The sequence below is a fragment of the Micromonospora sp. WMMD1274 genome, from assembly GCF_049179035.1.
In the GTDB taxonomy this organism is placed as follows: domain Bacteria; phylum Actinomycetota; class Actinomycetes; order Mycobacteriales; family Micromonosporaceae; genus Micromonospora; species Micromonospora tulbaghiae.
Window position 1 is genome coordinate 7,364,409 of sequence record NZ_JBMHMG010000001.1, and the last position, 12,982, is coordinate 7,377,390.

Sequence of the window (12,982 nt, forward strand, 5' to 3'; positions counted from 1 at the left end):
GCGACCCCGCCCACGTACGTCGACACTGGAGGAACAGAGATGATCACGACAACGGTCGTCGAGAGCAGCGCCGGCCGGACCCGCTCCGGTCTGGGACGCGCCCTCGACATCGTCAACATCATCGCCGAACGGGCACCGGAGACCCTCGGCGTGTCGACGATCGCGCGGGAACTGGGCCTGCCGAAGGCGGTCGCCCACCGGATCCTCAAGGAGCTGGTGGCCGACAACTTCCTCACCTTCAACGAGGAGACCAAGCGGTACCGCCTCGGGACCGGCGCGCTGGCGGTGGGCCTGGCCGCGCTGCGTGCCCTGGACGTGCCGGACATCGCGCGCCGGTACCTGGTCCGGCTGGTCCGCGACAGCGGCGAGACCGCCACGCTGTCGGTGCGGCAGGGCTGGTCGCGCGTCTACATCGACCAGGTGCTCTCGCCGCACGAGGTCCGGATGTCGGTGTCCCTGGGCACCAGCCACGCGCTGCACTCCGGGTCGTCGTCGAAGGCGATCCTGGCGGCGCTGCCGGACGCCGAGGTGGACGACTACCTCGGCCACCACCCGCTGGACGCGGTCACCCCGGCGACCATCACCTCCACCGCGAAGCTGCGGGCCGAGCTGGCCCGGGTCCGCCGCCAGGGGTACGCGGTGAGCATGGGTGAACGGCAGAACGGGGCCGGCAGCGTCGCCGCGGTGGTGCGCTACGCGACCGGGCAGGTGTTCGGCTCGATCTCGCTGTGCGGGCCGCAGAACCGGTTCACCCCGGAGGTGTGCGCCGCGCACGGTGCGCTGGTCGCCGCGGCGGCGGCGGAGATCTCCGCCGAACTGGGTTTCCGGCCGCCGGCGCAGCGTGTCGCCGGCCGGACGGGTCAGGAACAGAACTGGGGAGGTGGAACAGGTGAGTGACGGACCGCTGACGGGCCTGCGGGTGCTGGACGTCTCGACGATCCTCGCCGGACCGCTGTGCTGTCAGATCCTCGGCGACTACGGCGCCGACGTGATCAAGATCGAACATCCGACCATGGGTGACAGCATGCGCGGCCACGGCAAGGCCAAGGACGGCCATCCCCTGTGGTGGAAGGAGATCTCCCGCAACAAGCGGCTGGTCGGGCTGAACCTGTCCGCGCCGGAGGGCGCGGCGCTGCTGCTGCGGCTGGCCGAGCGGGCCGACGTGCTGGTGGAGAACTTCCGGCCGGGCACGCTGGAGCGCTGGGGCGTCGGCCCGGAGGAGCTGCACCGGGTCAACCCCGGTCTGGTGATCGCCCGGATCACCGGCTTCGGGCAGACCGGCCCGTACGCCTCCCGGGCCGGGTTCGGCACGCTGGCCGAGGCGATGAGCGGGTTCGCCCACCTGACCGGCACCGCCGACGGCCCGCCCACGCTGCCCGCGTTCGGGCTGGCGGACAGCATCTGCGGCATCGCCACCTCGTCGGCCGTGATGATGGCGCTGTGGCACCGGGAGCGCTCCGGCGGCCGGGGCCAGGTCGTCGACATGAGCCTGCTGGAACCGATCATGACCGCTGTCGGTCCCGGTCCCACCGTCTACGACCAGCTCGGCGTGGTGGAGCAGCGGCAGGGCAACCGCTCGACGAACAACGCGCCGCGCAACACGTACCAGACCAAGGACGGTTCGTGGGTGGCGATCTCCACCAGCGCCCAGGCCATCGCCGAGCGGGTGCTGCGGCTGGTGGGCCACCCCGAGGTGATCGACGAGCCGTGGTTCCGTACCGGCGTCGGGCGGGTGGCGCACGCGGACCTGCTCGACGAGTACGTGGGCTCGTGGATCGCCGAGCGGACCCGCGACGAGGTGGCGGCGGCGTTCGCCGAGGCCGGCGCCGCTGTCGCCCCGGTCTACAGCGCCAAGGACATCGTCGAGGACCCGCACGTGCAGGCCACCGAGATGATCACCACGGTCGACGATCCGGACCTCGGTCCGATGCGGATGCACAACGTCATGTGGCGGATGTCGGAGACGCCGGGCCGGATCCGCTTCACCGGCCGCTCCCCCGGCGCCGACACCGACGCCCTGCTCGTCGAGGAGCTCGGCTGCGACCCAGCCGAGATCGCCGACCTGAAAGCCCGTGGCGTCGTCGCCTGACGACGCCGACAGCCGAAACGCGAGGAACCCCGTGGGCACCACTGCCAGAACCGCCGACCGCCTGCTCGACGCCGTGCAGGCCGGCGTCACGATCTACGACCTGGGCCGGCGGCTGACCGTCGGCATGCCGCAGTCACCGAACCACCCGGCGTTCGGGCTGACCCTGCCGCGCCGGCACGGCGACATGGTGCGTGCCGACGGCGGCTCCGCCGCCAACGACCTGCTGGTTATGGGCACGCACGTCGGCACGCACGTCGACGCGCTCGCGCACGTGTCCCAGGACGGCCGGCTGCACGGCGGCGCCGACGCCGCCGCGGCGCAGGTCGGCGGCCGGTTCGACGAGCTGGGCGTGCACACGGTCGCGCCGATGGTGCGCCGCGGCGTGCTGCTGGACGTGCCCGCCGCGCTGGGCGTCCAGAGCTGCGAGCCCGGCTACGAGATCACCCCCGCCGACCTGGACGCCGCGGTGTCCCGGCAGGGCACGCCGGTGGGCGCGGGCGACGTGGTGCTCATCCGCAGCGGCTGGGGTCGGCTGTTCGACCACGAGGACCGCAACCGGTACATCGGCAAGGACTCCGGTGTGCCGGGGGTCGGCGCGGACGGCGCCACCTGGCTGGCGCAGCGCGACGTGCACGCGGCCGGCGCGGACACCATCGCCTTCGAGTGCCTGCCGCCGGGCAAGGGCCACAGCACGCTGCCCGCGCACCGGATCCTGCTGGTGGAGCACGGCATCTACCTGATCGAGACGATGGCGCTGGAGGAACTGGCCCGCGACGGGGTGCACGAGTTCACCTTCGTCATGGCGCCGCTGCCGCTGTACGGCGCCACCGGCTCCCCGGTGCGCCCGCTGGCGGTGATCAGCCGTGGCTGAGCCGACCCTGGGCCGCCACCTGGCCGCCTTCGCCGCCGACACCGCCGCCGAGACGCTGCCCGACGACGTGGTCGCGAGCGTCCGCGCCCGCGTCCTGGACGTGCTCGGCCTGTGCGTGGCGGCCCGGCCGCTGCCGACCAGCCAGGCGGCGCTGGACTACGTCGCCGAGCAGGGCGGCCGGGGCCAGGCCACCGCTGTCGGACTGGACGAGAAGGTCCCGGCCGCGCTGGCCGCGTTCGCCAACGGCGTGCTGGCGCACTCGCTCGACTACGACGACACGCACCTGCCCTCGGTGCTGCACCCCAGCGCGTCGGTGGTGCCGGCCGCGCTCGCCGCCGCCGAGGCCTCCGGGGCGTCCGGGCGGGAGACCGTCGCGGCCATCGCTGTCGGCCTGGAGGTGTGCGTCCGGCTCGGCATGGCCGGTTACGACCCGGCGGCCGGCAACTCCGTCTTCTTCGAGCACGGACAGCACGCCACCTCGATCTGCGGCACGCTCGGTGGCGCGGTCGCGGCGGCCCGGCTGCTGAAGCTGGACGCCGACGGCGCGCTCGACGCGCTCGGCGTGTCCGCCTCGATGGCGGCCGGGCTGATCGAGTCCAACCGCAACGGCGGCACAGTCAAGCGGATCCACTGCGGCTGGGCGGCGCACGCGGCGGTCAGCGCCGCGCAGCTGGCCCGGCACGGCGTGACCGGGCCGCCGACCGTGCTGGAGGGACGCTTCGGCTTCTTCCAGGCGTTCCTGCGCGGCGAGTTCGACGGCGACGAGATCGTCCGCGGGCTCGGCACCGACTGGGCGGTACCGGGCATCTTCTTCAAGCCGTACCCGGCGAACCACTTCACCCACGCCGCCATCGACGCGGCGATCGCGCTGCGCGAGCGCGGGTTGCCGCTGGACGAGATCGAGTCGATCACGCTCGGCGTGCCGTCGCCGACGGTGCGCACCATCGGCCAGCCCATCGAGCGCAAGCGTGCGCCGCAGACCGGTTACGAGGCGCAGTTCAGCGGCCCGTACGCGGTGGTCGCCGGCCTGGTCGGCGGCGGCGGTCTCGGCGTGGACCTCGCCGACTTCACCGACGCCCTCGCCCACGACCCGCAGCGGCGGGCGCTGATGGCGCTGGTCGACGTGGTGGGCGACGAGCGGTGCGACGCGATCTTCCCGCACCAGTTCCCGGCCGTGCTGCGGGTGGTCACCCGCGACGGGCGGGAGTGGGTGCAGGAGGTGCTCGCCAACCGGGGCGGGCCGCAGCGTCCGCTCAGTGACGCCGAACTGGCGGTCAAGTTCCGCACCAACGCCGCCGCCCTGCCGGAGGCGACCGCCGACCGCATCGCCGAGGAGGTCCACCGGCTGGACCGGGCCCCCGACGTCCACGGCCTGATGGGCCTGATCAACCGCCGCTGAACCGAGCACGAGGAGCAACACCATGAGCACCTACGACCTGCTGCTGACGAACGTCCGCGTGGTCCGGCACGACCGGCCCGAGCCCGAGCTGATGGACATCGCGGTCACCGACGGGCGGATCAGCCGCGTCGCCCCGCAGATCGACCGGGCGGAGGCCGCCCAGGTCGTCGACGGCGGCGGCCGGCTCGCCTTCCCCGGTGTGGTCGACGCGCACCAGCACTGGGGCATCTACAACCCGCTGAGCGAGGACGCCGTCTCGGAGAGCCGCGCCTCGGTGCAGGGTGGCGTCACCACCGCGCTGAACTACATGCGCACCGGGCAGTACTACCTCAACCGGGGCGGCCGGTACGCCGACTTCTTCCCCGAGGTGCTGGCCGCCACGGAGGGCCGCTCCTACATCGACTACGGCTTCCACCTGGCGCCGATGTCGCGGGAGCACATCGGCGAGGTGCCGTCGCTGGTCGAGGAGCACGGGGTCACCTCGTTCAAGATCTTCATGTTCTACGGCAGCCACGGCCTGCACGGCCGCTCCGCCGACCAGAACTCGTTCCTGATGATCCCGGAGGGCGAGCGGTACGACTACGCCCACTTCGAGTTCGTGATGCGGGGCGTCCAGGCGGCCCGGGAGCGTTTCCCCGAGCTGGCCGACGAGATCTCGCTGTCGCTGCACTGCGAGACCGCCGAGATCATGAGCGCGTACACCAAGCAGGTCGAGCAGGACGGCACGCTGCGCGGGCTGGAGGCGTACCACGCCTCGCGGCCGCCGCACTCCGAGGGACTGGCCGTGTCGATCGCGTCGTACCTGGCGCACGAGACCGGGCTGCCGAAGATCAACCTGCTGCACCTGACCTCGGAGAAGGCGGTCGACGCGGCGCTGCGGATGGCGCGGGCGTTCCCGCACATCGACTTCCGCCGCGAGGTGACCATCGGCCACCTGGTGGCCGACATCGACACCGCGCACGGCCTGGGCGGCAAGGTCAACCCGCCGCTGCGCCCGCGCGCCGACGTCGAGGCGCTCTGGGGGTACGTCCTGGACGGCAAGATCGACTGGGTGGTCAGCGACCACGCCTGCTGCAAGGACGAGGTCAAGTTCGGTGAGCCGCGCGACGACATCTTCGTCGCCAAGTCCGGGTTCGGCGGCGCCGAGTACCTGCTGCCCGGACTGGTCACCGAGGGCAACCGGCGCGGCCTGTCGTACCAGCGGGTGGCGGAGCTGACCTCGTGGAACCCGGCGCAGCGCTTCGGCCTGCGCAACAAGGGCGCGCTGGTGCAGGGGTACGACGCCGACATCTGCCTGGTCGACCCGGACTCGACCTGGACAGTGCGCGCCGAGGACTCCGAGTCGACGCAGGAGTACACGCCGTTCGAGGGCTTCGAGCTGACCGCCCGGGTCACCGACACCTTCGTCCGCGGGCAGCACGTGCTCGTCGACGGCAAGGTGACCGGCGAGCCGGCCGGCCGCTACCTCGCCCGCCCGCAGCGGTAGGGGGAACGACAGATGGCGGTGGCGCGCAGTTACCTGTACGTGCCGGGCGACCGGGCGGACCTGCTGGACAAGGCAGCCGGGCGGGGCGCGGACGCGCTCGTGCTCGACCTGGAGGACGCGGTCACACCCGCTCGCAAGGCGCAGGCCCGGGAGACGGTCGCCGGGTACCTGGGTGCCGCCGCGCCGGCCGGCCCCGAGCTGTGGGTGCGGATCAACAGCGACCAGGTCGAGGCGGACGTCGAGGTGCTCTCCCCCGCCGCGGCCGGGGTCTGGGTGCCGAAGGCCGAGCCGGACCTGCTCGCCGAGGTCGACGCGGCGCTGACCCGCGTGCAGCGGCGGCTCGGCCCGGACGCCCCGGCGTTCCGGGTGGTGGCGCTGATCGAGACCGCCCGGGGCGTGCTCACCGCGCCGCAGGTGGCCGCCGCAGCGCGGGTGCTGCGGCTCGGCCTCGGCGAGGCGGACCTCGCCGGTGAGCTGGGGTTGCAGCCCGGGCCGGAGCGGGCGGAGTTCGCGCCGATCCGCTCCCAGGTCGTGGTCGCGTCGGCAGCGGCCGGCATCACCCCGCCGGTGGGACCGGTGGAGACGACGCTGCGCGACCCGGAGCGGCTGGAGCAGACCACCCGGGCGCTGCTGCGGCAGGGCTTCCGCGCCCGCAGTGCCATCCACCCCGGGCAGATCGCAACCATCAACGAGGTGTTCACCCCCACCGAGGCCGAGGTGGCCTCCGCCCGGGCCGTGCTGGAGGCGCTGGAGCGGGCCGAACGCGGCGGCTCCGGGGTGGCCACCGACGCCGGCGGGCGGCTGCTGGACCGGGCGGTGGTACGGGCCGCCGCCGAGGTGGTACGCCGCGCCGAGGCGTCCGCCGGGTGACACGTGACGCCGGGCCGGGAACCGTCGACGGGTGCGACGCTCCGCGCCCTGAGCCGGTCGGCGTGAACCGGGCGGGGCGCTCCCGTGCGCCCCGCCCGGCGGCGTCTTCCAGTGGTTCCGGTCAGACCACCGCGGGCTGGGCCTCGGTGGCCATGACGAGCGCACCGAGCAGCGCGGCGTCCTGCGCGAAGTCCGACAGCACGATCTCCGGCGGGTACGGCAGCGTGTGGGTGAGCCGTTCGGTCAGCAGCTCCCGCACCAGGTCGTTGCCCGCGACGCTGCCGACCAGCACGATCCGCTGCGGGTCGAGCAGCAGACAGCACGTGACGAGCTGGCGGGCCAGTTCGTCGACACGCAGGCGGAGCTGATCGCGTACCGGGCCGGGCTGCTCCGCGGCGGCACACAGGCCGGCCGCCCGGCCGTCCACCCCGAGCCGCTGCGCCAGCTCGTCCAGGGCCCGGCCGGAGAACGTCGCCTCCAGCATCGGTTCCAGGCGGGGCGGCCAGCTGAGGTCGGTCAGTCCGTAGGCGATCTCGCCGGCCGCGCCGTGGCGGCCCGGCAGCACCTCGCCGTTGACGGTGACCGCCGCGGCGACCCCCGTGCCCAGCCCGACGACGAGTCCGGGATCGGCGTCGCGCAGCGCCCCCAGCCGCAGTTCGGCGTAGGCGGCGGCCTTCAGGTCGTTCGTCACCCGCACGTGCGCCAGGTTCAGGTGGGCGCGGACCGCCTCGCCCAGCCGCAACTGTTCCCAGCCGGGCACGTTCGGCGCCAGTTCGATGCCGTGGTCGTGGACGACGCCGGGCGAGGCGATGCCGGCCGCGACGATCGTGCCGCCGGTCTGCTCGGCGAGTTCGCACGCCCGATCCAGTGCCCGGGTGAGGGCCTGCTGCGCGCCCTGCTCGGCGATCGTGGGCAGGCGCTCGGAGGCGAGCAGCCGGCCGTCGGTGTCGCCCACGCCGATCGCCATCTTGGTGCCGCCGAAGTCGATGCCGAGCAGGCGTGGATTTGCCGGTCGTTCCATGGTGATGTCAGATCGCCCTTCGGGCCGTCGGTCCAGATCACGTGGTCGCCGCGACACGACGTCCGCGACCACGGCAAGCTGCGTCTGCTGCCCCGTCACGGGCCTACCCTCGCCGCGACCGCCTCGGCGAGAGCCGCGTCGGCACGGGTCAGCCGCTCGCGCAACGTCTGCGCCCGCTCCTGCACCGCGTCGAGCATTGTAGACAGTCGTCCGACCTGGTCCCGGACGGCCGCCTCGCCGGGGCCGTCGGCCTGGGCGCGGCGCAGCACGAGTTCGGGGCGGACCGCGGCGGCCAGCAGGTCCCGTACCGCGGCGTCGTCGAGCGTCAGACCGAGGTCGGCGGCGGTGGACCGGACCAGCTCGTCGGTCCAGGTGGCCGGCGCGCCGCCGCGGACCAGCCGGCCGAGCAGCGAGTGGGCTCCGCGGAACGGCACGCCGTGGCGGGCCAGCGCGTCGGCCGCCGCGGTGGTGGTGGCGCCGGAGGCGACGATCTCCTCGCCGGACGGCGGGCGCTGCGGGTCCAGCTTCTCGATCAGGCCGCCGAGCAGGGAGAAGAACCGGTACGCCCGGTCGTCGCCCTCCCAGAGCCGGGACTGCACGTCGGTGGTGGCGTTGTTCGAGTCCTCCCACCAGGCGGCGCCGACGTTGTTGAGCACGCTCGCCGCGTCGGCCGCGGCGGCACCGGCCATCGAGACTAGGTGTTCCAGCACCACCGGGTTGCGCTTCTGCGGCATGATGCTGCTGCCCTGGGTGAACTCGCCGGGCGTGACCACCCAGCCCCAGCTCAGCCAGTCCATCAGGGTGCGGGCGAGGCGGGCGCCGGTGGCGAGCGCCTGCGCGTTGAGCGTGGCGACCCGGATCAGGTGGTCGGCGCCGGCCACCGCCTCGTACGAGTTGACGATGAGCTGGTCGAAGCCGAGCAGATCGGCCAGGCGGCGGGGCGAGATGTCCAGGTCGGTGCCGGCGAAGGCGCAGGAGCCCAGCGGCGACCGGTTCATCTCGTCCAGCAGGTCGGCGTACGCGGCGGCCTCACCGGCGAGCGCCTCGGCGTAGCCGGCGAAGACGTGCCCGATGCTGGTCGGCTGGGCCGGGCGGCGGTGCGTGTAGCCGGTGACCACCACGTCGGCGTGCCGGTCCGCGCGGTCCAGCACGGTCCGGCCGGTGGCCAGCAGCGCGTCGAGCACCTGGAGCAGCTGGTCGCGCAGCACCATCCGGAAGACGCCGGCGTCGAGGTCGTTGCGGCTGCGCGCGAGCTGCACGCTCAGCTGCGACACCTCGATGCCGGCCGCGGCGGCGAGACGCTTCTCCAGCGTGTAGTAGACGTCCTCGACGCTGCCGTCGTACTCCAGCTCCTCGGGCCGGTCACCGGTGAGGGCGACCAGGCCGCGCAGCATCGTCGCGGCGGCCTCGTCGGAGATCAGGCCCTGCTCGGCGAGCATGACGACGTGGGCCTTGCTGGCCGTGACCATCGCCGGGTAGAGGTTGGCGACGTGGTGGTCGAACACGACGCGGAGATGGTGCTGTTGGTAGACGGTCAGTGACGGGCTCATGGTGGCCTCCCGAGGTGGTGCGTTGTCGTGCGGCGTGCCGCGCGTGGTCATCCGGTCGTCTGGTCCGGCCCGTCGGCGCCGGGCGGCCCGGGCAGCGGCGCGGCGAGCCACGCCCCGACCAGCTCGCGCAGGCGTGCGCCGGCGGTGACGCGGATCCGGCCGCCGGCCTCCTCGCCGGCCAGCGAAATGTGGCCCGACCAGCCCTGCCAGGGATCCGGCCGCGACTCCACCAGCACGTACGGGTACGGGGTGGGCAGCTTCGGCTTCGGCGGCAGGTCCGGCGCCGCGTCCAGGCGCACCGCGGCCGGGTCGAAGGCGAGCACCGCGGAACTCTCGTACGCGCCGCCGTGCCCGCGGGCGGGCAGTTCCCCGAACATCCCGGCCGTCTCGTCCGGGCCGACGAGCTGGAACCAGTTCACCAGCATCATGCTGGCCCGGTGGCGCCCGGACACCCACTCCATCGCGGCGCGGACGGTGGACATGTTGGCGTCGTGCCCGTTGACCACGAGCACCCGGGTGAAGCCCGCCTCGACGATGCCGGCGAGCACGTCGGCGAGGTAGCCGACGGCGATCTCCGGGCGCAGCGCCACAGTGCCCGGCCACGGCCGGGTCTGGCCGGGGCAGGCGGCGTACGGCGTGGCCGGGAAGAGCACCGCCCGGGCGGACCCGGTGGCCAGTTCCCCGGCGAAGCCCTCGGCCAGGATCAGGTCGGTGCCGATCGGCAGGTGCGGACCGTGCCACTCGACGGCGCCGACCGGCAGCACCGCCAGGTCGGCCGCCTCGGTCACGGCGGCGAACGCGTGCCCGGGTACCCGGGTGACCGGGAGCAGCCCTCCCCCGGTCCGCCACCGCTCGATCAGTTCGTCCACTGCTCGGCCCTCCGGGTCGCGGTGCGGCTGCTCTCCAGCCGCCCGGAGAACCACATCACCACGAAGATGAGCAGCACCTGGAGCATGCCGTAGGCGGCCGCGGTGCCCAGCTCGAAGCTGTACATCCGGTTGTTGATGGCCACCGAGATCGGCACCGTCGACGAGGTGTAGATGAGCACCGAGGCGACGAACTCGCCGACGCCGTGCACGAACGCCAGCAGCGCGCCGGCGAGCACGCCGGGCAGCATGAGCCGCACGGTGATCGTGTAGAACGCGCGCAGCCAGGAGGCGCCCAGGTTGCGCGCCGCGTCCTCCAGCGACGGGTCGATCAGCGCCAGCGTCGCGGAGCTGGACCGGAACACGATCGGCAGGAACCGCACGAAGTAGGCCAGCGGCAGGATCCAGAACGTGCCGACCAGCACCTGCCCGAAGCTGAACGCGTTGCCGGTGCTGAACGCCGAGATCAGGTTGATCGCCACGACCGTGCCGGGCAGCGCCCAGGCGATCATCACGGCCACGTCGAGCAGGCCGCGACCGACGAACGTCAGCCGCCGCACCGCGTACGCGATGAGCACGCCGATCACCACGCAGCCCACGACCGCGAGGAGGCTCATCTGCACCGAGTTGAGGATCGGCTGGAACGCCTTGGGGTCGGTGAAGATGGTGACGAAGTTCTCGAACGTGTACGTCGGCGGCAGCACCTCGGTGGTCCAGGACCGGTCCGCGGAGAACGCGACGAGCGCGATCGCGCCGACCGGGGCGAGCAGGACCAGCGTGGCCAGCACCGAGGCGAGCGGGGCGAGCCAGCGGCCGATCGGGTTGGTGATCTCCCGCCGGACCGCCGAGATGCCCTTGGACTGCGACTGGTAGTTGCGCCGCCCCTCGTACCAGCGCATGGCCAGCAGGAAGATGATCGAGACGATGCCGAGCACGGAGGCGTACGCCGAGGCCATCGGCAGGTCGCCGTTGGTGCGGTTGATGTAGATCTGCATGGTCATGGTCTGACTGACGTTGAACAGCAGTGGCGCGGTGTAGGACGCCAGTGACGTCATGAAGACCAGCAGCGACGCCGAGATCAGCGCCGGGGTGAGCATCGGCAGCAGGACGGTGCGCCACACGCGTACCCGGCCCGCGCCGAGGTTGTACGCCGCCTCCTCCACCGAGGGGTCCATCCCGGCCAGCGCCGCGGAGGCGGCCAGGTAGAAGAACGGGTACATGGTGAACGTGTGCACCACCAGCACGCCGGCGATGCCGTCGAAGGCCAGGACCGGCTTGTCGGTGCCGAGCAGCGCCTGAAGGCCGCGCGGCACGATGCCGATGTTGCTGTAGAGCAGCTGGAAGGAGACGGCGCCGATCAGCGGCGGCAGGGCCGCCGGCACGAGGATGAACGCCTCGATGAGCCGCCGGCCGCGGAAGTGGAAGCGCTTGAGCAGGAACGCCATCGCCACGCCGACGATGCCGCAGAGCAGCACGCTGGCCGCGGAGATGAACAGCGAGGTGAACAGCGACTCGCGGGCCACGCCGGAGGAGGAGAGGAACTGGAGGTAGTTGTCGCTGCCGTTGGCGCTGACGCTCTCCCGGAACGTGGCGAACATCGGCTGCACGACGAAGCCCCAGAGCACCAGGACCAGCGGCAGCACCAGCAGGTAGGGGAACCATCGGGAGCCGGCTCCGCCGGCCAGGCGCCGGCCGAGGGCCGCCGCCCAGCCGGGGGCGGTCGGGGTCGCAGCGGTCACGGCTTGACCACCCAGAGCCGCTCCGGTGTGAGCCGCAGGCCCACGACGTCGCCGAGCTGGATGCCGGCGGGCGCGTCGACCAGTGCGGCCATCACCTCGGCGCCGTCGACGTCGACCGTGATGTGGGTGGCCATGCCGGTGAACTCGACGTGGCTGATCCGGCCGCGCATGGCCGCCGTGTCGTCGTCGCCGCCGAGCGCGATGTGCTCGGGGCGCGCGGAGACCAGTGCGGTGTCGCCCTCGGCGAGCCCGTGACCGGCGGGAGCGCCCACTTCGATGGTGGCGCCGCCGGGCAGGCGTACCTGGACGCGCTGCTCCGCGGCGCCGGTCACCGGCAGGCTCAGCACGTTGCTGCGTCCGATGAACCGGGCCACGAACGCGTTCGCGGGCTGGTAGTAGACCTCGTGCGGGGAGCCGACCTGCTGGACCCGGCCGGACTCCATGACCGCGATCCGGTCCGACATCGCCATCGCCTCGGCCTGGTCGTGCGTGACGTAGATCGAGGTGGTGCCGCTCTCCCGCTGGATGCGCCGGATCTCGGCGCGGGTCTCCTCGCGCAGCTTCGCGTCGAGGTTCGACAGCGGCTCGTCGAGCAGCATGGTGCGAGGGCGGATCACCAGGGCCCGCGCCAGCGCGACGCGCTGCTGCTGGCCGCCGGAGAGCGCGTCGATGCGCCGGGCGCCGTACCCGGCGAGGTGCACCTGGGCGAGCGCCTCCTCCACTCGGCGGGCCTGGTCGGCGCGGGAGACCCGGCGGACCTTGAGCCCGTACGCGACGTTCTGCGCCACTGTCATGTGCGGGAACAGCGCGTAGTTCTGGAACACCATGCCGGTGTCCCGCTTGTTGGGCGTCCAGTGCGTGACGTCGTCGTCGCCGAAGTGGATGTGACCGGAGGTCGGGAAGTAGAAGCCGGCCACCATGCGCAGCGTCGTCGTCTTGCCACAACCGCTCGGTCCGAGCAGCGTGAAGAACTCGCCCGCTCCGATGGTGACGGTGACGTCATCGACCGCCGCGGAGTCGCTCGACTTGGCGAAGCGCTTACTGACCGCCGTCAGTCGGACATCGATCATTTCGTGGGTCCTTCCAGGACG

The 12,982-nt window shown here is 72.9% G+C and carries 11 protein-coding genes; 6 read left to right on the top strand and 5 right to left on the bottom strand.

Translation table 11 applies throughout. The annotated features are described in order from the left end of the window. Positions 1-39: 39 nt before the first annotated feature. Genes ACN27D_RS34755 through ACN27D_RS34780 form a run of 6 tightly spaced genes read left to right on the top strand, consistent with a single transcriptional unit; the run spans position 40 to position 6,715 of the window. Entirely contained in the window at positions 40-897 is an 858-nt protein-coding gene (locus tag ACN27D_RS34755; protein ID WP_121685366.1) for an IclR family transcriptional regulator, read from the top strand. Beyond that, complete coding sequence (locus ACN27D_RS34760; RefSeq protein WP_252448003.1) at positions 890-2,089, top strand: CaiB/BaiF CoA transferase family protein; 1,200 nt, start codon at positions 890-892, stop codon at positions 2,087-2,089. Before ACN27D_RS34755 ends, ACN27D_RS34760 begins: the two co-directional genes overlap by 8 nt. Before the next feature lie 31 nt (positions 2,090-2,120). After that, the gene (locus tag ACN27D_RS34765; protein WP_421501053.1) at positions 2,121-2,960 is read left to right on the top strand and encodes a cyclase family protein; all 840 of its coding nucleotides are present in this window, start codon (positions 2,121-2,123) and stop codon (positions 2,958-2,960) included. Beyond that, entirely contained in the window at positions 2,953-4,359 is a 1,407-nt protein-coding gene (locus tag ACN27D_RS34770; RefSeq protein WP_358171580.1) for an MmgE/PrpD family protein, read from the top strand. The genes ACN27D_RS34765 and ACN27D_RS34770 overlap by 8 nt, the downstream gene beginning before the upstream one ends. 22 nt (positions 4,360-4,381) lie before the next feature. Next, positions 4,382-5,845, top strand: a complete 1,464-nt coding sequence (locus ACN27D_RS34775; RefSeq protein ID WP_357894403.1) for a dihydroorotase — start codon at positions 4,382-4,384, stop codon at positions 5,843-5,845. A gap of 12 nt (positions 5,846-5,857) precedes the next feature. Continuing rightward, complete coding sequence (locus tag ACN27D_RS34780) at positions 5,858-6,715, top strand: HpcH/HpaI aldolase/citrate lyase family protein (protein ID WP_421501054.1); 858 nt, start codon at positions 5,858-5,860, stop codon at positions 6,713-6,715. A gap of 121 nt (positions 6,716-6,836) precedes the next feature. Here the strand turns inward: ACN27D_RS34780 and ACN27D_RS34785 are convergent, their stop codons facing one another. From ACN27D_RS34785 to ACN27D_RS34805, 5 genes are all read right to left on the bottom strand, one after another. Further along, entirely contained in the window at positions 6,837-7,736 is a 900-nt protein-coding gene (locus ACN27D_RS34785) for an ROK family protein (protein WP_120569439.1), read from the bottom strand. A gap of 95 nt (positions 7,737-7,831) precedes the next feature. Further along, on the bottom strand, positions 7,832-9,286 hold the full coding sequence (locus tag ACN27D_RS34790; protein WP_421501055.1) for an argininosuccinate lyase: 1,455 nt from the start codon (positions 9,284-9,286) through the stop codon (positions 7,832-7,834). A 47-nt stretch (positions 9,287-9,333) separates the two neighbouring features. Next, complete coding sequence (locus ACN27D_RS34795; protein ID WP_252447938.1) at positions 9,334-10,155, bottom strand: creatininase family protein; 822 nt, start codon at positions 10,153-10,155, stop codon at positions 9,334-9,336. Then, positions 10,143-11,891 carry an ABC transporter permease gene (locus tag ACN27D_RS34800; RefSeq protein WP_121685373.1) on the bottom strand — a complete coding sequence of 583 codons (1,749 nt, stop codon included), beginning with the start codon at positions 11,889-11,891 and terminating at the stop codon, positions 10,143-10,145. Before ACN27D_RS34800 ends, ACN27D_RS34795 begins: the two co-directional genes overlap by 13 nt. After that, positions 11,888-12,961 carry an ABC transporter ATP-binding protein gene (locus tag ACN27D_RS34805; protein WP_393380021.1) on the bottom strand — a complete coding sequence of 358 codons (1,074 nt, stop codon included), beginning with the start codon at positions 12,959-12,961 and terminating at the stop codon, positions 11,888-11,890. The genes ACN27D_RS34800 and ACN27D_RS34805 overlap by 4 nt, the downstream gene beginning before the upstream one ends. Positions 12,962-12,982: the final 21 nt, after the last annotated feature.